Source organism: Bergeyella cardium (genome assembly GCF_009914665.1).
GTDB lineage: Bacteria > Bacteroidota > Bacteroidia > Flavobacteriales > Weeksellaceae > Bergeyella_A > Bergeyella_A cardium.
The window spans coordinates 18,014-39,761 of record NZ_CP029149.1; the positions used below are offsets into that span (position 1 = coordinate 18,014).

Below are 21,748 nucleotides of genomic sequence, written 5' to 3' on the forward strand. Positions count from 1 at the left end.
TGACAAGATAAATGTCATCTGCTAATATTCTTGATATTTTAATAAAAATTTGTATATTATAAGCGAAATTTTTCATCGGAAATCTATTATTAGCTTTGCTACTATAATCCATAAACATCTACCCCTCCACAAAAAAACACCTCCCAAAAGGAGGCGTAAGTATAAAAAGCAAACTCAATAGAGCTATTTCAGTTCTAAGAAGTTGTTTTCTGGGTTTACATCGGCCATTCTTTGGGAGAAATCAATACCGAGCACGGAGATTTCAGACTTTTTTAGCGGGAGAGTAAAAGTGTACTCCTTATTCGTCCAAGCCCAATAGTCCAAGCTCGTATGGTTGCCATAGATATCGCTGGTTTTCCAAGTGCGGGTAAGGTTGGTGGGGATGTGGTAGTTGAGTATCTTTTTATCCTTAGTCAATACACTAAAATCTATCGGCATAGGAATCCCGCCTTTATTCTCGAGGGTTATGGTGGTGCCCTCATTTGAATAACTTACATTCTTAATGGCATAATCTATCGTTTTGGTGGTATTAATCCAGTAGTGGTGGAACCATTTTAAGTCCATAGAAGAGGTTTTCTGGGCTATGTGCAAGAAATCTCTATCGGTTGGGTGCTTCAGGCTCCATTCATTAAAATAATTTTTCAGCACGGCAGACAGGTTTTTCTCACCCATAATATAGCCGAGCTGCACGAGGTAGAGCTCGCCCTTCACATACGATGCGTAGCTGTATGCCGAGCCACTGTCGTGATGATCGCCGAGCCAAGATGCTGGCGCTTCCTGCCCCGTTTTGGTAAATTGGATATAAGAATTTAGGGTAGATGAGAAAGGATTGGGCTGAGGCTCTTTCGGTGGGAAGAGGTTATACATTGTATAGGTCTCTGCGTAGCTGGTAAAGCCTTCGTCTAGCCACGGGCGCATCGCCTCATTGGTTGCCACCATCTGCTGATACCAAGAATGTGCGCCCTCGTGTGCCATTAGCCCTACGAGCCCCTCCAAGCTACGCGCTTCACCGAGCATCATTGTACACATACCGTACTCCATACCGCCATCTCCCCCTTGTATAAAGGCATAGCTTGGGTAAGCATACCTGCCGAAGGTGTTGTTCATAATCTGGAAATAGCGTTGGATATAAGGTTTGGATTCCTCCCAATATTTCGTTTTGTCTGATTTCTGATAGACATAGTAGATTTTAGGTCCGTCCAACACATCGAACTGCTCTACGGTGTAGTCTCTATCTGCTGACCAAGCAAAATCGAGGATATTCTTTGCCGACCACCGCCATACCGCCTTGCCCGATGTATCAGTCTTGATTTCAGCCGTAGGAGAATAGCCCTTTACTTCATTAGGATTAATGAGTACTCCACCTGCGCCTATCACATAGTCTTTATTTATTCTGATGCTCACATCAAAATCCGCAAACGGCGAATGAAACTCCCTACCGATATAGTCAAACGCTGCCCAGCCGTCATAATCGTATTCAGCAATTTTAGGATACCACTGCGTCATCGTCATATCGATACCTTCGGAATTATTCCTCCCACTGCGGCGGATTTGCATTGGGATATTAGCCTCCCACTCCATACTCAGCGAGGTGGTAGTGTTGGGCTTTATCGGTTTATCGAGATAGACTTTCATCACCGTCTCCTGCACTTCAAAGCGAAGCGGTGTGCCGTTCTGCTTTATCCAATGAATATTCTGCCTCCCTTCCTGCTCCTTTGGGATAAGGGAAAGCCTAGACACTCCATTTGCCTGCAATCTCTTATCGGCGTTCTTTCCTTGGCTTTTCACCCTTTCGTCCATCATCGAGCCTGGCTTAAAAGCATTCCAATACAGATGGAAATAAACCACAGAGAGCTCATCTGGGGAGTTATTTGTGTACTGAATCGTCTGCTTCCCCGTGTAGGTATAGTTCTCTGCATCTACCTCTATATCCATCTTATACTTTGCGTGCTGCTGATAATAGTGCGGAGACTTCTGCGCCTGCAATCCTCCAAAACATAAAGCCGAAGCGACCAAGATTAGTTTTTTCATTAACGATTATTTTAATTTTTTACGGCAGGCAAGATAAGGATTTCCACCCAAATGCGCCTATCTTTGCAGACTTAATCCTAAAACCGATGAAAAATATCATATCTATTATTCTGTTTGTAATTTCGGCTCTACTTTCTGCACAGTCCGAGAAAAAACTCCCTCTAAAAAACTACTTTGTAACCCACTTGCCCGATTCATTAGAAGAAACATCAGGGCTTGATTTCTTCAATGGAGAGCTGTTTAGCTTTAATGACAGTGGGAATAGCTCAGAGCTGTTTAAAATCTCCCCAAAAACAGGAAAAATACTCAAAGTCTACCATCCAGACATTGTAAATAAAGACTGCGAAGCAATAACCAATGATGGACAACACATCTATATGGCGGATTTTGGGAATAATTTAGGGACAAGACAGGACCTCACTATCTACAAAATAAAGATGGAAGGCGATTCCCTGCAGTCCCCTATAGTAAAACTCCCTTTTTACTACCCCGAGCAAGAAGACTTTTCCCGCAATAACAGGAATACCGACTTTGATGCCGAATCCATCATCTACCATAAAGGGAAACTGCACATCTTTACTAAAGAATGGAAATCCAAAAACACCACCCACTATACCATAGATCCCAACAATACTGAAAAGCAAGCTGCAGAAAAATTGGAGAGCTTTCCTATCGGTTTTGTAGCAACCGATGCTGCTTACTACAATGGAAGACTCTATATCGTAGGCTATACCAAAAGTCTGCGAGCCTTTCTTTACATCTTTGAAGAAAACTCTGATGGACTCTTCTTCCAAGGGAAAAATGAAAAATATACCCTTGGAGGAGTGCTTACCGTAGGTCAAATAGAAGGAATAGCCGTAGACGACAGCGGTATCTACCTCTCTGGAGAAAAATTTAAAGTTCCTGTAAAACTAATAAAGCAAATCCTATACTTTATACCTGCTACAGATTTATAGTTTACTACTTAAAACTAATAATTTATCGGCTATATATTTCGCGGTGTGGGAGAGGCTGCAAGTCGCCAAGTCCTCAGGAGTGCCACAGAAGATGATTTCTCCGCCATTTTTTCCTGCCTCAGGCCCGATGTCTATCACCCAATCGGCGGACTTAATAATATCGGGCTGGTGCTCGATGACGAGTACCGAATGCCCGAGCTCTATAAGGGATTGTAGGGATTTCATCAACTTATTAATATCATGGAAGTGTAGCCCTGTGGAAGGTTCATCAAAGACGAAGAGGGTCTTTTCAGTTGCACTTCCTTTTACAAGAAAAGAAGCGAGCTTCATCCGCTGTGCCTCACCACCAGAGAGCGTAGAGGAGCTTTGCCCGAGCTGTAAGTATCCGAGACCTACATCTTGCAAAGGTCTGAGCTTAGATACGATTTTAGCCTCTCTGTTTTTCTCAAAGAAATCTATCGCTTCATCTATCGTCATATGGAGGATGTCGGCAATATTTTTCTCATCAAATTTCACTTCCAGTATCTCGCTTTTGAATCTACTTCCATGGCAAGTTTCGCATACCAGCTCTATATCTGCCATAAACTGCATAGATACGGTGGTTATGCCTTCGCCTTTGCATTCATTACACCTTCCGCCATCTACATTAAAGGAGAAGTGCTTGGGCTGCAGCTTGAGATGTTTTGCCAGTTTCTGCCGAGAGAAGAGCTCCCTTATCTCATCGTATGCCTTTAAGTAGGTTACAGGATTGGAGCGGGAGGACTTCCCGATGGGATTCTGGTCTATAAGCTCGATGTGCTGAACTAAGGATTTCGGGAAGTCCACACTATCGTAATCGCCTTTTTTTCCTCCCATCCCGAGCTGTATCTGTATATCATTTACTAGGACTTCTTTCATCAGGGTAGATTTCCCAGAGCCCGACACCCCAGAGACTACCACCAAGCACTCGAGCGGTATATCTACACTGATGTTTTTAAGGTTGTTCTGCCTTGCGCCTCGTATTTGTATAAAGTTTTTTGGAGCGCGCCTTAGCTCTGGAGTTTTTATTTGTAGCTTTCCTGTGAGGTAATTCGCGGTGAGGGTATCTGCCGTTTTCAATTCCTCAAACGCACCTGCGAAGACCAATTCTCCCCCCAAGTATCCTGCCTCTGGACCGATGTCTATAATGTAGTCGGCAGCTTTCATTACATCTTCATCGTGCTCTACGACGATGACTGTGTTTCCCAAATCTCTGAGCTGCTTGAGGACGCCGATGAGGTTTTCGGTATCGCGAGAGTGCAGTCCGATGGACGGCTCATCGAGAATGTAGATGGAACCCACGAGCGAGCTCCCCAAACTCGTTGCGAGATTTATCCTCTGGCTCTCTCCGCCCGAAAGGGTATTGGAATTTCGGTTGAGGCTAAGGTATCCGAGCCCTACTCTATTGAGAAACTCAAGGCGAGAGGTGATTTCGTATATCAATCTCTTGGCTACGCTCTCCTCGTATGGGGTAAGTTTAAGGTTCTTAATAAGCGGGAGGAGCTCATCAAGGGGGAGGTCTATGAGCGATTGTATATTTCGCCCGTCAATTTTTACCCATTCGGTTTCTTTTCTCAGTCTAAGCCCCCCACAGTCTTGGCAGAGGGTTTTCCCTCTATATCTTGCGAGCATTACTCGGTACTGTATCTTGTAAAGATTCTCTTCGAGCATTCGGAAGAGGTTGTCTATGCAGGGGAATCGCCTCTCGCCATTGCCTCTCCAGAGGAGGTGCTTTTGCTCCTTCGTTAGTTGGTAATACGGCTTATGAATAGGGAAATCCGCTACTTGCTTAATGAACTCGCGCTTCCACTCGCTCATTGTCTCGCCTTTCCAAGGGGCTACGGCATCTTCAAAGACCGAAAGCATCTTGTTGGGAACCACCAAATCTTCGTCTATACCGATGATTTTCCCGTATCCCTCGCAGGTAGGGCAAGCGCCGTAAGGATTATTAAAGCTGAAAAAATGCACATTAGGCTCTAAGAAACTGATACCATCTGCCTCAAACTTGTTTGAAAACTCTTTTATGCTTCCACTCTCGGTATTTTTTAATGAACAGGAGCCCCTACCTTCGTAAAATGCCATCTGCACCGAATCGGCAAGCCTTTGCAGGAAGCTCTCATCCTCCTCATAAGTAAATCTATCGATGACGAGCTGAATATCCATCCCCTCCTCTGGGATAAATCCAAAGCTCTCCAAATCTTCTATCCCAGCAATATTACCGCTAACCTCCAAGCGGGTGAATCCCGATATTTTCAGCGTGTTGAACATCTCTTTAAAGCCATCAACACTGTACTCCAAAGGGCTGCGGAGAAGAAAAGAGGTGTTTTTAGGAGAGGCTTTTATGAAGTCTATCACATCGCTTACGCTGTCCTTCTTCACTTCCTCCCCAGAAATTGGCGAGTAGGTTCTGCCAATCCTCGCAAAGAGGAGCTTGAGGTAATCATACACCTCAGTAGAAGTACCCACCGTAGAACGCGGATTGGAGGAAATTACCTTCTGCTGAATGGCGATAGACGGAGCCAATCCCTTAATATCATCTACCTTCGGCTTTTCCAGCTTCCCGAGAAACTGCCGAGCGTAGGAGCTAAGGCTCTCCACATAGCGCCTCTGCCCCTCAGCATAAACCGTATCAAATGCCAATGAAGACTTGCCACTCCCCGAAACGCCCGTAATAACGACCAATTTATTCTTCGGAATCCTCACATCTATATTCTTTAAGTTGTTAAGATGTGCATTCTTCACAAAAATCTCTTTCCTGATATCTATCTCTCTTTCCTGACTCATAAAAAATCTTTATTCCTTCTATTTGGAATAAAAACCCTGCAAAATTACAGAAAAATAATAAGCATCATAGCTGATGAGGCTCTTAGTACTCAAAATAAGGTTTAAAATTCTCCACTGAAGTGTTTTTGGTCTCGGACAAGCAATTGTACCGCTCCGAAACTCTGCACAGCTTATCTGACTTTTGTAGAAAAAAATACCTCGCCAGCTACGGTGTAAGTACTCCCCATGCGAGTAGGTACCTCACCGGCTACAATGTGTTCTCAGTTTAGTAAAACCACCTAAGGGGAGAGCTTATGCTCAATTATATGGAGAAAAAGCGGTAGTATTGCCTACCGCGTACTGCCTATAGCATACTGCAAAAGAAAGTCTTTTACCTTCTCGAAATCGTAGCTATTGGCACCATCCTCAAGTACGGAGCTGTCTTGAATGTGGATTAGCTTGCCGTTTTTATCTAAAATAATGAAAACAGGGAAGCCGTATTTATCCTGAGGATTGCCGTAGGAAGTAAAGATATCAGCATTTTTATTCTCGCGAGAATAGTTCAAATGATAGTAAAGGTAGTTTTCATCTACTATATTTTTCAGCTCGGGATTGTTTTGTATGTATTGATGAAACCTCAGGCACCAGATACACCAATTGCCACCACCCTGCATCAGGATATTCTTGTTTTCGGTTTTGGCTTTCTTTACCAGCGTTGCGATTTTCTGCTTAGCATTTTCATTAGGATTGTAAGGCTTATCGAGCTTCTGCTGTTTCTGAGAAGTGGATGGGTCTTTAGCCCCGTCTTTAATCTGTGCAAAAGAGAAAGAAGCCCCTGCAAAAAGGAGGAAAGCAGTAACTGAGGTTTTAAGAATATTTATACTCATCTCATTAAAATTTGCGCCAAATATAAAGAAATCACCCTAAAGAAAGTTTTTAGCCGATGATATTATTTTTACTTTTGCACCGAAATGAAACTTATCCTAATACTTCTACGACTGATATCAAGACTCCCTCTTCGAGTGCTTTATGTATTTTCGGATATCATCTTTTTTCTGAATTATTATATCATCGGTTATAGAAAAAAGGTGGTGCTGGACAATCTGAGGAACTCGTTTCCCGAAAAGACCGAAGCCGAAATAAAAGCGATACGAAAACAGTTCTTCCGCAACTTCTCAGACTATATCGTGGAGACCTTAAAAGCGATGACCATTAGCGAAACGGAGCTTAGGGTAAGGGTACAGCACATTAATCAGGAAGTATTTTATGAGGCTCTTGATGAGAAGAGAAACATCATCCTCCTTACAGGGCATATTTTTAATTGGGAATGGATTATTGCTCTTGCATCGGTGATTCCGCAGAAGAATTGCCATCCTGTTTATAAGAAAATCAATAATAGTTTCTGGGAAGAGCAGATGGTGAAGATTAGGAACAAGTTCGGAAACCAATCCTTAGAAACGAATGATGTGCTGAGAAATATTCTGCGCACCCCAAATGATGGAAATACCGCCTATATGTTCGTTGCCGACCAATCTCCTTTTGTGGCAAATGTAGATGTAGGAACGATTTTCCTTCATCAGAAAACTCCTGTATTTATTGGGTACGACAGGCTCTCCACAAAAATGAATCTCGCCTTTATCTACTGCGATATGAAGAAGGTAAAGAGAGGTTTTTACCAAGTGAATTATTATAGAATCTACCCTGATGAGGAGAAATTCACCGAGCTGGAAGTCGTGAAGAAATTCCACATCCTATTGGAAGAGACAATAAAGAAAAACCCCGACAATTATCTCTGGTCTCACAAGCGCTGGAAGTATGCGCACGCCATTAAAAGGATTATTTAACCCTAAAACCTCCCTCCGAAAATGAAAACTGCCGTAGCAATACTCAACTATAATGGAAAAAACTGGCTGGAAACCTTCCTACCCACTGTGATAAAGTACTCGCACGGGTATGAGGTCTATGTTATAGACAATCAATCTAATGATAACTCTGTAGATTTCGTAAAAAAGCATTTCCCAGAGGTGAAAATCATTATCAATGCTGCCAATTACGGCTTTGCAAAGGGATATAACGAAGGATTAAAGCAGATTTATGCTGAGATATACTGTCTGCTCAACTCTGATGTGGAGGTTACAGAAGGGTGGATAGATTCGGTGCTGGAAGTTTTTCAATCTGATGAGAATATCGCTGTTGTACAGCCTAAAATACTGTCTTATTACGAGCGAGACAGTTTTGAATTTGCTGGCGGAGCAGGTGGTTTAATGGATAACCTTGGCTATCCCTACTGCCGAGGGCGAATATTTGACAAAACAGAGAAAGATAACGGTCAGTATGATGATATTTCCGAGATATTTTGGGCATCGGGCTGTGCTTTTTTCATCCGTGCTGATGTATTCTGGGAGCAACAACAAGGCTTTGATGAAAGATACTTCGCTCACCAAGAAGAAATAGACCTCTGCTGGAGAATTATCAACTCTGGGAAAAAGATATTCTACACCTATAAATCTGTGGTCTATCACATAGGAGGCGCTACCCTTGCCAAAGAGAATCCGCACAAAACTTATCTCAATTTCAGGAATAATCTTAGCACCTTACTCAAAAATCTTCCTTTTCCAAAACTCCTTTGGATCATTTTCCTCAGACTTTGCTTAGATGGCATTGCGGGTCTTTATCTCGGGATTAAAATCGGCTTTTCTCACACTTGGGCGGTCATAAGGGCGCACTTTGCTTTCTATGTAGAGGCTATAAATACAATCAAGCGGAGGGGGAAACACCAAACGGCGAACTACTACCAAACGAAATGGCTCATATTTAAGAAAAAGTTTTAGATAATTTCGGCATCAAAGACCTCTTCAAAATGCCTTTTGATGTGATTTTTCACGCCCGCAACCTCTTCTGAGGAAAGAATTCCACCCAGCTCACGATGGAGCGATGCCACCGCCTTATCTTTTATCCCACACGGGACAATATACTCAAAATACTTCAAATCGGTATTCACATTAAGGGCAAAGCCGTGCATTGTAACCCATCTTGACGCCTTCACTCCCATTGCGCAAATCTTACGAGCGTACGGCTTCCCCACATCTAGCCATACGCCCGTTTCTCCATTGCTCCTCTCCCCTTTCAAACCGTATTCGGCAATGGTTTTAATGATAACTTCCTCCAGATTTCTCATATAAAGATGGATATCTGACTTAAAATTATCCAAATCCAAGATAGGATAGCCCACAATCTGCCCATAACCGTGGTAAGTAATATCTCCGCCTCTGTTCGTCTTCACATAGGAAGCGTTAATCTCCTTCAGTTTCTCCTCATTAGCGAGCATATTCTGCTCATCTCCTGATTTCCCGAGGGTATAGATATGGGGGTGCTCCACAAAGAGGAGGTAGTTCGGTGTTTGAATACGAGCGCGCTCTTCTCTATCTCTATTTTTTATTTTCAGGTCTATAATCCCCTGCATTAGGTTTTCTTGGTAGGAGAATGCCTCCGCATAATCCATTATTCCCAAGTCTTTAAACTGAACTTTTTTATTTTGAATCACTGACATAGGCATAAATTAAGGCATCAAATCTACAAATTAAATCAATCTACGGATGATGATTTCTATAAAATCGTACGAGATTATCTCTCAACCGCTCTTCTTTATACGGTACGAAGTTAAACTCAGGCGCTTTTGTCCCATTATCAAGGTATAATGAAGGATTACCAATCACCACAGCCTCATCCCAGAGGTTTCGGGAGATCAACTCGCCCAAAGTAAAACCGCCCCCTTCTACCAGTACAGATTGTATTTGCAACTGATAAAGCGCCTCTATCATCTCCTCTAAGAGCCTCTCTTTATTTTGAATACGCACATAGAGAACATTATCTTCCCTACCTTCTTTTTGGGAGTTAAAGACCATCGTTTCGGCTTCATCGTTGAAAATATTAAAGTCTCGGGGTACTTTTAGGTCAAGGTCAATCAGCAGGCGAATCGGACTACGCCCAACAACCTCGCGAGTCGTAAGGCTCGGATTATCACCAAGCGCCGTCTGAGTTCCCACCAATATCGCTTGCTCCGCACTCCTCATCCGATGTACCCACTGCTTTGAAAGCCCATTGCTAATACTAAACGGCTGATAATCCTTATCCAAAAAACCATCTGCACTGCTTGCCCACTTTAAAGTAATGAACGGTCGCCTCTTGGAATGGTAAGTAAAGAACCTTTTATTGAGCTCCCAACACTCCGCCTCGAGAAGGGGGGAACAAACCTCTATCCCAGCGGCTTTGAGGAGGGCTTTCCCTCGACCATTTACCCGCTCGTTAATATCCATCGCACCAATAACCACCCTTTTAAAGCCTATCTCTTTAATTGCCTCAGCACAAGGCGGCGTTCTACCAAAATGCGAGCACGGTTCTAAGGACACATACAAAGTAGATTCTGGAAGCAGCCCCTTATCCCTTACCGAACGAATAGCGTTAATCTCCGCGTGGGGCTCTCCCGCCCTTTCGTGGAAACCCTCACCGATAATTTTCCCATTATGCACAATCACGCTCCCTACCAAAGGGTTTGGGTAAGTATTTCCTTGGGCAATCTGCGCAAGTTCTATACATCTTCGGAGGTAGTCTTCGTCTTTCATCGCGTATTTATATAGGCAAAAATAAAAATATTCAGCTAAAAATCACTTGAAATCACTAATCAATCAACAAAAACCACCTTTCGGTAAGGAAAACCTACCTTTCGGTAAATAATTTTTCCAATAGCGACAGGGAGTTTCTATCTTTGAACCATAAAATTAGTAAAACCAACCGTATGAACCGCTCTTATCCCAACAAAACACTCTCATTTTCCCTGTTTTTCCTTAGCATTAGCAGTATTTTCCTCTATTATATGCTCCCGAACCTCTTTTTAGGCATACCACACTCGGAATCTTTCTATCTTACCGCGATATATTCTGTGGGATATACCTTTGCAAACGCCCTCCTCTACAATTTTTTAGATAAAAAACACCCTTGGGGCGCTCGTACTCTATTCAGATTCCTCCTTAGCCTCATCGGCATTATCCTCGTCAATACTTTTATCACCTATGCCCTTCATTTTTCGTATCTCGTTCTTTATAAAGGGGGTAGCGCGGAGGATATATTCAACCTTAACCGCTTCAATCTGCTTTGCATCTGGGGAATCACCATCATCGCCCTTTTCTATCACGGATTTGATTACCTCAAAAGCCTAAAACATCGGGTAGAGCGAAAGCTAAGCCAGCAAAAAATCATTGCACACTCCGCCGATGCAAGGTATCAAAGCCTTAAAAACCAGCTAGACCCCCATTTCCTGTTTAATTCCCTCAATGTCCTCAGCTCGCTCGTAGAAGAAAACCCAAGCCAAGCGCAAAACTTCATCCATTTGCTTTCAAAAACCTACCGATACATCTTAGAACAGAAGGATAAAGACCTTATCTCCGTAGGGGACGAGCTCAGCTTTGCAGAAACCTACTGCCAGCTCCTCAAAATGCGGTTTGAAGAGAGCATCAGCCTGTCTTTCGAGCTCGAGGAAGGCCTAAAAAACCACCTCATCGCCCCACTATCGCTCCAGCTGCTATTAGAAAACGCCATCAAACACAATTATGCCTCTGTGCAATCACCATTACACATAAAAATCTACTCAGAATCCGATAATTTTTTAGTCGTAGAGAATAATTTCCAGCCCAGAAAAACCAATGCATCAAAAACAGGCATAGGATTACAAAACATCATCCAACGCTACGCAATCCTCACCGATAAACCCGTACAAATCGAAAGAAATACACAGCATTTTAAAGTAAAAATCCCGATACTAACCCTAAAAAATAAGATTATGGACAAAAATTTTGAAACCAAAGACCAAGCGCGACGAAAAGCAGAGAGAAAAGCCGCCGCTCTCACTGATTTCTACGGAAATCTCATCAGCTATGCCCTCATTATCCCCACATTGTTCCTCATCAATTGGCTTACATTGCCTAAATATTGGTGGGCGGTATGGCCAGCCATCGGCTGGGGGCTCGGTTTAGCCATTCACGCGGTAAAAACCCTCTATATTACCAGCAATTGGGAGGAAAAACAAGTGCAAAAATTCCTAAAAGAAGACGAAAAACTCCACCCAAAACACTAATTCCTCCCCTATTAAACGAAATACTGAGCTCATAAAGGCTCGGTATTTCATTTTATCCTTATTTTTGGAGAGCAAAAAACATTTATAAAGGTAAAAACAATGAAAGAAAAGACAAAAACGCTCATTATAGAAGACGAAAAGCCCGCTGCTCGCCATCTGTCGCGAATGCTTTCCGAGCGGGGAGATATAGAACTCATCGGGATTGTACATTCCGTAAAAGAAGGTCTCAATTTCCTTAAAAATCAAAGCCAACCAGACCTTATCTTTGCCGATATCGTGCTTGGAGATGGGCTATCCTTTGATATTTTCGAGAAAACTGAGCTCCGAAGCTTCATCATCTACACTACGGCGTTTGATAATTACACCCTAAGAGCCTTCAAACTCAATTCGGTCGACTATCTCCTCAAACCGATAACCAAAGAAGAGCTCCATACTGCCATAGAAAAATATCATCGCTTTTCGCCTAAAGCACAGCACTATGAGAACCTTAATTTCTCATCAATGATTACAACAGAGGCGCCAAAAATCTCACGGATTTTATCCAAAACGGGAACCAACTTAAAAATAATCCCCACCAGCGATATCTCTTTTTTCTATTCTGAAAACAAAATCGTCTATGCGCAAACGAAAGAGCGCTCCTACCCTACAGATTTCTCCCTTGATGAGCTTGAAAACAACCTCCCCTCACCATCCTTTTTCAGAATCAATCGGCAGACTATCATCCATATCCATTTTATTAAAAACATCTGTACATCGCCTACTTATAGCGTTCAAATGCTCTACTCCCTCGATCCACATCTCTCCATAAGCCGCGATAGAATTAATGACTTTAAAAACTGGCTCACCCAAAGCTAATCCCTCCCCACCATAAGAGGGATTTCTTTTTCTATTTTCTCTCCATCGGGCATCCTCATTAGTAGTAATATTTTTTACCTCTAAACCCAAAACTCTTTCCACAGCGAATGTTAGCTCTATTGTACCGCGAAAAAATCATATTGTAACGCAAAGAAACGAGATTGTAACGATAAAAAACAGTATTGTAACGCGAAGAAATGGGATTGTAACGCGAAAAAATGACATTGTAATGCGAAGAAATGGAATTGTAACGCTAAAAAATCATATTGTAACACAAAGAAATCATATTGTAATAATTCTACTAAAATCCCTGAAAAATAGAGCAATAAAAAACCTCTTCTTGTACAAGAAGAGGTTCACTAATGAAACAGACTTTATAACTAAAGTATTTCTAATTGCTTTCTTTATTGCCCGTAAGTATAATTTCTTTCTGCTCGCCTATGCTAAACATATAATCCTCTAAAACTTTTTCCGTCGTTCCTCTAAGACCCCTCGCCCCAAGACCTTTTTCCATCGTTTCATCTACAATGGATTCTACCGCTTCATCGCTAAACACTAGGTTGATACCATCCATTCTGAAAAGCTCTACGAACTGGTTTACAATAGAGTTCTTTGGTTCTTTCATAATTCTAACCATCGTTTCTCTCGTTAGCTTATCGAGGTGCGTGATAATAGGGAACCGTCCCAAAAGCTCAGGAATAAGCCCAAAGCTCCTCAGATCTATTGCGTTGATTTTGCTGAGGATATCCTCTTCCTCCTCTGCTGCATTTAGCTTCTCAGAACTAAAACCTATTGCCTGCTTATTAAGCCTTCGTTCAATGATTTCTCGTATCCCATCAAACGCGCCTCCAGCTATAAAAAGTATGTTCTGGGTGTTTACCTGTATGTACTTCTGGTCGGGATGCTTCCTGCCCCCCTGAGGTGGCACATTTACAATGCTGCCTTCCAATAGTTTTAGGAGCCCTTGCTGTACCCCCTCCCCCGACACATCTCGGGTAAGGCTCGGATTATCAGACTTTCTGGCTATTTTATCTATCTCATCGATGAAAACAATTCCCCTTTCTGCTTTTTCCACATCATAATCCGCAACCATCAGTAGGCGAGAGAGTATGCTCTCCACATCCTCCCCTACATACCCTGCCTCTGTGAGTATAGTGGCATCTACTATACAGAATGGCACATTGAGCTCACGAGCAATCGTCTTCGCAAGGAGGGTTTTCCCTGTTCCCGTTTCGCCAATCATTATGATGTTAGACTTTTCAATTTCCACTTCTCGGTCCTCATTCTGAGCGTGCAAAAGCCTCTTATAATGATTATACACAGCTATTGAGAGCTGCTTCTTTGCTTGGTCTTGCCCGATGACATATTGGTCTAAAAACGCCTTTATTTCCTTAGGTTTTTTAAGATTTTCAAGGATTTGCGCTGATTCTGCAGAATTTTGAACCGCATTTTCCTTCACGATAGAATGCGCCTGCTCTATACAATTCTCACAGATATAACCATTCTGCCCAGAGATGAGCATTTTCACCTGCTCTCTATGCCTCCCGCAGAACGAACATTGGTTTGGATTCATAAACTTACTGACTAATTATTTTTAATCTTTTCGGCAATTGCTGTATATTCCTCTGGTGTGAAATTCAACCTTTTATTGCTAAAATTAAGGTCGTCCATCTCGCTTATCGGAACCAAATGAATATGCGCGTGTGGCACTTCTATGCCCACTACAGCTACAGCAATGCGCTTCCCTGGATAGGTTTTCTCTAATTTCTTTGCTACCTGCTGAGCAAACGCCCAAAGCCTCTGATGCTTTTCGGTATCCAAATCAAAGATAAAGTCTATTTCCTCCTTCGGAATAACGAGCGTATGCCCCTCTACCAAAGGCATTGCATCCAAAAAGGAGAGAAATTCGCCATCTTCGGCTACCTTGTAAGACGGTATTTCTCCTCTTACGATTTTAGTGAATATTGAACTCATAACGATTCTTTTTAATATTTAAAAACCTTGTTTTAATACTTGAAAACCTTATTCTTTTAGCAATAAGTTTTCAAAAAAAACAGACTAAAGTGTAATTTCTAATACCTCAAAGGAGAGTTTATTGCCATTAGGGAGGAGAATTTCTGCCGTCTCCCCTACTTCCTTACCGAGCAAGCCTTTTGCGATAGGAGTATTCACAGATATTTTGCCCGCTTTCAGATCGCTTTCATTATCGGGAACAAGGGTGAATTTCTGCTCCTGTTTTGTAGCATTATTCTTCAATCTTACGGTCATCAGTATAGATACTTTGGAGGTATCCAGCTGAGACTGATCTATCACTTTTGAAGTTGCAATGGCATCTTTCAGCTTGGAGATTTTCATTTCCAGCATACCTTGTGCCTCCTTTGCAGCATCGTACTCCGCATTTTCAGAGAGGTCTCCCTTGTCTCTTGCTTCTGCAATCTGTTGAGTTATTTTAGGTCTCTCAACACTTTCCAAATGTTCCAATTCGGCTTTCATTTTCTCTAAGCCTTCTTTAGTTACATATGTTGCCATAATAAAGTTAATTTTAACAATGAATATAAAAAAATAATCCGACATTTGCCGGACAATGTTTGTATATGATTTTCGTTATGCAAATATATAATATTTTTTGAATATGAAAAGACCTTCCTCTCTAATTCTCTTTTTTATAAGTCTTATATTTTGTGCTTTCAGCCTTCATTCGTGCAAAGACAGAGATGGTACCGTGAGTTGCTTCCCAAAACAGTATATTAATTTCAATCTGGATTTAAACTTCCCCAGCTATAATTCCCTTCAGCACGCGGGGAATTGGCTTTATATAGATATAGATGGTAGTGGTACAAAAGGTGTTATTATCTACAATAAAGGTACAGAGTTTAAAATCTATGACCGCAATGCTCCTCACCTCTGCCCAGATGAAAATACCACATTAGAAGTGATTCGAGATTCATCAGGTTTTAATAAAATTCATTGCAAAAAAGATAATTCAGAATGGCTTTTAGAGACTGGCGAACCATTAAAAAACACACAAGTCCCTCCCAAGACTTACCGATATACTTTTGAAAATAATATACTAACAGTCTATAATTAAAGGAATAAAAAAATGCAAAACCTTAACGAAAGGATGGAGAATATTACAGAAATGGAAAATATTCTCAATAAAATGAATGACTTGATGAGCCGATTAGAAACCCTGCACCAAGAGTGGAAAGACACCCAACCTGATTTTGAAAAATTGCTCAACTATTACGAAGGTGAACAGTGGCAAGCGGACTATGAGGCTTATGAAGAAGGGCTTTTCCCTCAGGATTTCCCCTGTGGAGTGCTTAGCGAAGACGCTGTTTTTGACCTTGTGAGTAGCCAGCACTCTACTGCACTTGATGCCATAAAACTTTCAGCAGATATACTAACGAAATAAATCAAACTTTGGAAAAGAAAATACGCTGCCAATGGTGCGAGAAAGACCATCTCTACCGAAACTATCACGACAACGAATGGGGCAAACCCGTTTATAATGATGAAACCCTCTTCGAGTTTCTCACCCTTGAGAGCTTCCAAGCGGGGCTTAGCTGGTACACAATCCTCGTGAAAAGAGAAGGCTTTCGAGAGGCTTTTGATAACTTCAATTATCATAAAATCGCGAAATACAGCGAGCAAAAAGTAGAAGAACTCCTCAATGATTCTCGGATTGTAAAAAACAGACTCAAAATCTTCGCTACAATAAATAATGCTCAAAAATTTATAGAGGTGCAAAAAGACTTCGGGAGTTTCTCAAACTATATCTGGGCATTTACAGGTGGGCAGCCGATAGATAATCATCCGAAAGAGTTAAAAGATATCCCAGCAACTACGGCTATTTCTGATAAAATTTCTAAAGATTTGAAGAAAAGGGGCTTTAAGTTTTTAGGCTCTACGACTATTTATGCCTTTATGCAGGCTGTAGGGATGGTAAATGACCATATAGCCAACTGCTTCACAAGAGAGAGAGGTTAGTTTCTGCTAAAATCTCACTTAAAAATCCTTCCAATTCGGTAGAAAGTCTTAATTTTACGCAAATTTTTTATATGAAAAAGATTCAGATGGTTGACTTGCAAAGTCAATATTTCAAAATAAAAAATGAAGTAGATAATGCCGTACTCAATGTAATGGAGTCGGCACAATTCATTAATGGTCAAGAGGTAAAATTCTTCCAAAAAGAGTTGGAAGAATACCTCGGAGTGAAAAATGTAATCCCTTGTGCCAACGGTACAGATGCCCTGCAAATTGCACTAATGGCATTGGACTTGGAAGAAGGCGATGAAGTCATCACTGCTGATTTTACCTTTGCAGCAACAGTGGAGGTTATCCATTTATTAAAACTCAAAGCTGTGCTCGTAGATGTAGATTATGATACTTTTACCATCAGTCCAGATCGAATTCGGCAAGCGATTACCCCAAAGACAAAGGCAATTATCCCCGTTCACCTCTTTGGGCAGTGCGCCAATATGGAGGAGATTTTAAAGATTGCCAAAGAACACAACCTCTTTGTAATAGAAGACAATGCACAGGCAATCGGTGCAGAATACACTTTTAACGATGGCAGAGTGAAAAAATCTGGCACTATGGGTACTATGGGTACTACTTCATTTTTCCCATCTAAAAACTTAGGTTGCTATGGTGATGGCGGAGCTATTTTCACCGATGATGATGACCTTGCCCACAGGTTGAGAGGTATTGTAAATCACGGAATGTATGAGCGATATTACCACGATGAAGTGGGAGTAAATTCGAGGTTAGACAGCATACAAGCTGCCGTTCTCAGAAAGAAACTCCCCCACCTCAATGCGTATAACGAAGCCCGTTCAAAAGCGGCAAACTATTATAATGAGGCATTTAGTAACCATCCTCTCATCCTCACCCCAAAACAAGCCGAATATACCACCCATGCCTATCATCAATATACCCTCAGGCTGCTCAATGGCAAAAGAAATGAACTCCAAAGCTACCTTGCAGAGAAGGAAATCCCTGCAATGATTTACTATCCCGTAGCACTAAGGAAGCAGAAGGCATATTACCAAGAAAGCAATGATGCAGACTTCATCAATACCGATAAGCTCTTGAACGAAGTAATTTCTCTGCCAATGCACACCGAGCTGGATGAGGAACAACTAAAATACATTACAGAATCCGTTCTGGAATTTGTAAACAAAAGCTAACAATTATTAACTTTTTCACATCTATGAAGCAAGGGCATCTTAATCCAATTGCTTTCTGTGCTATGATGGGTATTATTAATGACAAATAAAAAATAACTGATGAAAACAATTCTGGTAACAGGTGGGCTCGGGTATATAGGCTCTCATACGGTAGTAGAACTCCTAAATGGTGGTTTTGAGGTAGTCATCGTAGATGATATGTCAAATTCCGAAAAATTCATTCTCAACAATATAGAGGAAATCACAGGTAAAAAACCTTATTTCTACCCATTTGACCTAAAACGAAGAGAGTTACTCACTCAGGTATTTGATGCTCATCAAATCAATGGGTGTATCCATTTCGCTGCTTTCAAAGCTGTGGGTGAAAGCCAAGAAAAGCCCGTAGATTATTACGAAAACAACCTTTTTACGCTTATCAACCTCCTTCAAGAATTTAAGGAGAGGGGTATTTCTAACTTTATCTTTTCATCATCTTGCACCGTTTATGGGCAGGCAGATGAAATGCCAATAACCGAAACTACTCCACTAAAAGCTGCGGAAAGTGCCTATGGAAGAACCAAGCAAATGGGTGAAGAGATTTTAAGAGATTTTGCTACAGCACATAAGAAAAAGATTTCTCTGCTAAGGTATTTTAACCCAATTGGGGCGCATTCATCAGGGAAATTGGGCGAATTACCGATTGGCATACCAAACAACCTGGTGCCTTATGTAACTCAAACTGCAGCAGGCATAAGGGAGAAGCTTAGTATTTGGGGTGATGACTACCCTACCCCAGACGGTACAGCAATAAGGGATTATATTTATGTTTCAGATCTTGCCAAAGCGCATTTACAAGCATTAAAAAAACTCCTCTCCGAAGAAAAGGAAAGTCTGATAGACATCTATAATCTCGGAACAGGCAAAGGGTCTTCGGTGCTGGAAGTAGTAAAAGCATTCGAGAGGGCGAATAGCGTAGCAGTACCTTATCAGATTTGCGAGCGAAGAGCAGGAGATATTACGATAGCCTTTGCTAACGCCGAAAAAGCAGAAAAAGAACTCGGCTGGAAAGCAGAAACTACCTTAGAAGAAGCCCTACGCACCACTTGGCAATGGCAAAAATATTTAGAAACAAGAAAGGGAGGTTAAATTTACCTCCCTATTAAATTAGGTCTAAGCCATTTTGTAGCAAAATCTAAATCCACTCCTTTTCTCTCGGCATAATCACGAAGCTGGTCATTCCCAATCTTACCTACACCGAAGTATTTCGCATTGGGGTTACCTATATAATAGCCAGATACGGCAGCCGTAGGATACATCGCAAGACCTGCATCCATCAGCTCTATGCCTGTATTTTCTTTTACTTTGAGGAGTTCCCAGATGGTTGCCCGTTCCAAATGGTCTGGACAAGCGGGATAGCCTGGAGCTGGCCGTATACCCTTGTATTCTTCGTCTATCAGCTCATCATTGGTCAAATTTTCATCAGAGGCATAGCCCCAGTATTCCTTCCTCACTCTCCAGTGGAGATATTCTGCAAAAGCCTCTGCAAATCGGTCGGCTAAAGCTTTTGCCATAATGGTGGAATAATCATCATTTTTCTGCTTATAATAATTCACGAGCTCATCTGTGCCAATGCCTGCGGTAACAGCAAAAGCCCCGATATAGTCCTGCACCCCTGATTGTTCTGGAGCAATGAAGTCCGACAAGGCAAAATATTCCTTACCCTCAGATTTTTTAAGTTGCTGGCGAAGGGTTCTAAACACAAACTTTTCGCCATCTTTATCCACGATAATATCATCTCTATCGTTGGAATTTGCAGGGAAGAGCCCAAATACCGCCTTTGCTTTGAGGAGTTTTTCATCTAAAATTCGGTTGAGGATGATCTGTGCATCTGCCCAGAGTTCTCGTGCCTGCTCTCCGACTTTTTCATCATTTAATATATTGGGAAATCTGCCGTGTAAATCCCAGCTTCGGAAGAAAGGAGACCAGTCCACAAACGGAAGTAATTCCCTAAAATCCTGATCTTCTATCACCGTAATGCCGAGCTTTTTCGGTGGAATGATACGCTCGTTTTTCCAATCGATTTTAAACCTTTTCTGGCGAGCTTCTTCTATTGAGATATACTCTTTATCGGTTTGTCTTGCGAGGAATTTCTCTCTAAACTCGGCATACTCGGCTTTGAGCTCCTTTTTATAATCAGAAGATTTATCAGGGCTAAGGAGAGAATTGACGATATTCACCGTTCGGGAAGCATCTCCACCGTGTACTACGGTGTTTTTGTACTTCGGAGCGATTTTTACTGCGGTATGCGCCTTTGAAGTGGTAGCCCCTCCGATGAGGAGTGGGAAATCCAAATTCTGCCTGTCCAGCTCGGAAGCTACATATTCCATCTCATCAAGGCTTGGAGTGATGAGCCCGCTAAGCCCTATAATATCCACTTTCTCTTCTATTGCGGTTTGTATGATTTTCTCACAGGGAACCATTACGCCAAGGTCTATTATCTCGTAATTGTTGCAGGCAAGGACTACGCCCACAATGTTTTTTCCTATATCGTGCACATCTCCTTTCACGGTCGCCAGTAAAATTTTACCATTGCTCGGTTTGGTAGCATCTTTTTCAGCTTCGATAAAAGGTTCTAAGTAGGCAACAGCTCGTTTCATTACCCTTGCGGATTTCACAACTTGAGGGAGGAACATTTTGCCACTCCCGAAGAGGTCTCCCACTACACTCATACCTGTCATCAGGTTGATTTCTATCACATCCAAAGGGCGAGTAGCTTCTTGCAATGCCGCAGCCATATCCTCTTCTATAAACCTATCAATCCCCTTTACGAGGGAATGAGTAATTCGCTCCTGGAGGGGCTGCTCACGCCAAGAGAGATCTTCTGTTTTTTCTTTTTTTACAGATTTCACCTTTTCGGAATAGTCCAAAAGGCGCTCGGTAGCATCATCTCTTCGGTCGAGGATAACATCTTCTACGAGTTCTAAAAGTTCAGAGGGGATTTCATCATAGACTTCGAGCATTGTAGGATTTACGATGCCCATATTCATTCCTGCCTTTATTGCGTGGTAGAGAAATACGGAGTGCATCGCCTCTCGCACGGTATCATTCCCCCGAAATGAAAAGGAGACATTGGAAACCCCACCACTCACCGAAACGAAAGGGAGGTTTTCTCTAACCCAGCGAGTAGCCTCTATAAAATCAATGGCATTTCGCCTGTGCTCCTCCATACCCGTAGCCACGGGGAAGATATTCAAATCAAAAATGATGTCTTCTGGTGGGAAATCAACTTTATCCACCAAAATCCTGTACGAACGCTCAGCAATCTCTATCCTCCTCTGGTAATTATCCGCCTGACTTACCTCATCAAAAGCCATTACGATAACAGCAGCACCATATCTCTTAATGATTTTTGCCTGCTCGATGAACTCCGCTTCCCCATTCTTTAAACTAATGGAATTAACGACGGACTTCCCCTGCACAACCTGCAAACCTGCTTCTAAGATTTCCCAGCGCGAGGAGTCTATCATTATCGGTACTCTGGCGATGTCTGGCTCGGAGGCGATAAGGTTGAGGAACTTTATCATTGATTCTCTACCGTCCAAAAGCCCATCGTCCATATTTACATCGAGGATTTGTGCACCGCCCTCTACTTGATTTCTGGCAATATCTAAGGCTTCTGCAAATTTACCTTCATTGATAAGTCTCAGGAACTTTTTAGAACCTGCGACATTGGTTCGCTCACCAACATTTACGAAATTGGATTCTGGAGTAATGACAAGCGGCTCGAGACCCGAGAGTTTGAGATATTTCGTAGGAGTATTCAT

At 42.0% G+C, this 21,748-nt stretch carries 19 protein-coding genes; 10 read left to right on the forward strand and 9 right to left on the reverse strand.

Features of this window, described 5'->3' with window-relative positions; all coding sequences use genetic code 11:
* Window positions 1–183: 183 nt before the first annotated feature.
* On the reverse strand, window positions 184–2,031 hold the full coding sequence (locus DBX24_RS00090; RefSeq protein ID WP_160223580.1) for a M1 family metallopeptidase: 1,848 nt from the start codon (window positions 2,029–2,031) through the stop codon (window positions 184–186).
* An 86-nt stretch (window positions 2,032–2,117) separates the two neighbouring features.
* Between DBX24_RS00090 and DBX24_RS00095 the strand changes: the two genes are divergently transcribed.
* Window positions 2,118–2,987, forward strand: a complete 870-nt coding sequence (locus tag DBX24_RS00095; protein ID WP_160223581.1) for a YjiK family protein — start codon at window positions 2,118–2,120, stop codon at window positions 2,985–2,987.
* Here DBX24_RS00095 and uvrA read toward each other — a convergent pair.
* Both uvrA and DBX24_RS00105 read right to left on the reverse strand, forming a co-directional pair.
* Window positions 2,982–5,789 carry an excinuclease ABC subunit UvrA gene (gene uvrA / locus DBX24_RS00100; RefSeq protein WP_160223582.1) on the reverse strand — a complete coding sequence of 936 codons (2,808 nt, stop codon included), beginning with the start codon at window positions 5,787–5,789 and terminating at the stop codon, window positions 2,982–2,984. The two genes, DBX24_RS00095 and uvrA, sit on opposite strands and share 6 nt — an antisense overlap.
* 329 nt (window positions 5,790–6,118) lie before the next feature.
* Window positions 6,119–6,655: a thioredoxin fold domain-containing protein gene (locus DBX24_RS00105; protein ID WP_160223583.1), complete on the reverse strand. Its 537-nt coding sequence runs from the start codon at window positions 6,653–6,655 to the stop codon at window positions 6,119–6,121.
* 84 nt (window positions 6,656–6,739) lie between these two features.
* Between DBX24_RS00105 and DBX24_RS00110 the strand changes: the two genes are divergently transcribed.
* Entirely contained in the window at window positions 6,740–7,612 is an 873-nt protein-coding gene (locus DBX24_RS00110; RefSeq protein WP_120488898.1) for a lysophospholipid acyltransferase family protein, read from the forward strand.
* Window positions 7,613–7,633: 21 nt separating this feature from the next.
* Window positions 7,634–8,599, forward strand: coding sequence for a glycosyltransferase family 2 protein (locus tag DBX24_RS00115; protein ID WP_160223584.1), 966 nt, complete (start codon window positions 7,634–7,636; stop codon window positions 8,597–8,599).
* Here DBX24_RS00115 and lipB read toward each other — a convergent pair.
* Window positions 8,596–9,318 (reverse strand): lipoyl(octanoyl) transferase LipB, encoded by a 723-nt coding sequence (lipB, locus tag DBX24_RS00120; RefSeq protein ID WP_160223585.1) that lies wholly within the window; start codon window positions 9,316–9,318, stop codon window positions 8,596–8,598. The two genes, DBX24_RS00115 and lipB, sit on opposite strands and share 4 nt — an antisense overlap.
* A gap of 40 nt (window positions 9,319–9,358) precedes the next feature.
* Window positions 9,359–10,390, reverse strand: a complete 1,032-nt coding sequence (gene ribD / locus DBX24_RS00125; RefSeq protein WP_160223586.1) for a bifunctional diaminohydroxyphosphoribosylaminopyrimidine deaminase/5-amino-6-(5-phosphoribosylamino)uracil reductase RibD — start codon at window positions 10,388–10,390, stop codon at window positions 9,359–9,361.
* Window positions 10,391–10,563: 173 nt separating this feature from the next.
* Here ribD and DBX24_RS00130 point away from each other — a divergent pair, with 173 nt between their 5' ends.
* Both DBX24_RS00130 and DBX24_RS00135 read left to right on the forward strand, forming a co-directional pair.
* Window positions 10,564–11,898 carry a histidine kinase gene (locus tag DBX24_RS00130; RefSeq protein WP_160223587.1) on the forward strand — a complete coding sequence of 445 codons (1,335 nt, stop codon included), beginning with the start codon at window positions 10,564–10,566 and terminating at the stop codon, window positions 11,896–11,898.
* A 99-nt stretch (window positions 11,899–11,997) separates the two neighbouring features.
* Window positions 11,998–12,753 (forward strand): LytR/AlgR family response regulator transcription factor, encoded by a 756-nt coding sequence (locus DBX24_RS00135; protein ID WP_160223588.1) that lies wholly within the window; start codon window positions 11,998–12,000, stop codon window positions 12,751–12,753.
* A gap of 391 nt (window positions 12,754–13,144) precedes the next feature.
* Here the strand turns inward: DBX24_RS00135 and clpX are convergent, their stop codons facing one another.
* From clpX to greA, 3 genes are all read right to left on the reverse strand, one after another.
* The gene (gene clpX / locus DBX24_RS00140; protein WP_120488892.1) at window positions 13,145–14,326 is read right to left on the reverse strand and encodes an ATP-dependent Clp protease ATP-binding subunit ClpX; all 1,182 of its coding nucleotides are present in this window, start codon (window positions 14,324–14,326) and stop codon (window positions 13,145–13,147) included.
* 11 nt (window positions 14,327–14,337) lie between these two features.
* The gene (locus DBX24_RS00145; RefSeq protein ID WP_160223589.1) at window positions 14,338–14,727 is read right to left on the reverse strand and encodes an HIT family protein; all 390 of its coding nucleotides are present in this window, start codon (window positions 14,725–14,727) and stop codon (window positions 14,338–14,340) included.
* 84 nt (window positions 14,728–14,811) lie between these two features.
* On the reverse strand, window positions 14,812–15,282 hold the full coding sequence (gene greA, locus DBX24_RS00150) for a transcription elongation factor GreA (protein WP_160223590.1): 471 nt from the start codon (window positions 15,280–15,282) through the stop codon (window positions 14,812–14,814).
* Between the two features lie 103 nt (window positions 15,283–15,385).
* Between greA and DBX24_RS00155 the strand changes: the two genes are divergently transcribed.
* From DBX24_RS00155 to galE, 5 genes are all read left to right on the forward strand, one after another.
* Window positions 15,386–15,841, forward strand: coding sequence for a hypothetical protein (locus tag DBX24_RS00155; RefSeq protein ID WP_260392817.1), 456 nt, complete (start codon window positions 15,386–15,388; stop codon window positions 15,839–15,841).
* A 12-nt stretch (window positions 15,842–15,853) separates the two neighbouring features.
* The gene (locus DBX24_RS00160) at window positions 15,854–16,168 is read left to right on the forward strand and encodes a DUF4298 domain-containing protein (RefSeq protein WP_160223591.1); all 315 of its coding nucleotides are present in this window, start codon (window positions 15,854–15,856) and stop codon (window positions 16,166–16,168) included.
* 8 nt (window positions 16,169–16,176) lie between these two features.
* Window positions 16,177–16,743: a DNA-3-methyladenine glycosylase I gene (locus DBX24_RS00165; RefSeq protein ID WP_160223592.1), complete on the forward strand. Its 567-nt coding sequence runs from the start codon at window positions 16,177–16,179 to the stop codon at window positions 16,741–16,743.
* Between the two features lie 71 nt (window positions 16,744–16,814).
* Window positions 16,815–17,945 (forward strand): DegT/DnrJ/EryC1/StrS family aminotransferase, encoded by a 1,131-nt coding sequence (locus DBX24_RS00170; protein WP_160223593.1) that lies wholly within the window; start codon window positions 16,815–16,817, stop codon window positions 17,943–17,945.
* 99 nt (window positions 17,946–18,044) lie between these two features.
* Window positions 18,045–19,070 (forward strand): UDP-glucose 4-epimerase GalE, encoded by a 1,026-nt coding sequence (galE, locus tag DBX24_RS00175; RefSeq protein WP_120488887.1) that lies wholly within the window; start codon window positions 18,045–18,047, stop codon window positions 19,068–19,070.
* A gap of 2 nt (window positions 19,071–19,072) precedes the next feature.
* Here galE and metH read toward each other — a convergent pair whose 3' ends face one another.
* On the reverse strand, window positions 19,073–21,748 hold the full coding sequence (metH, locus tag DBX24_RS00180) for a methionine synthase (RefSeq protein WP_160223594.1): 2,676 nt from the start codon (window positions 21,746–21,748) through the stop codon (window positions 19,073–19,075).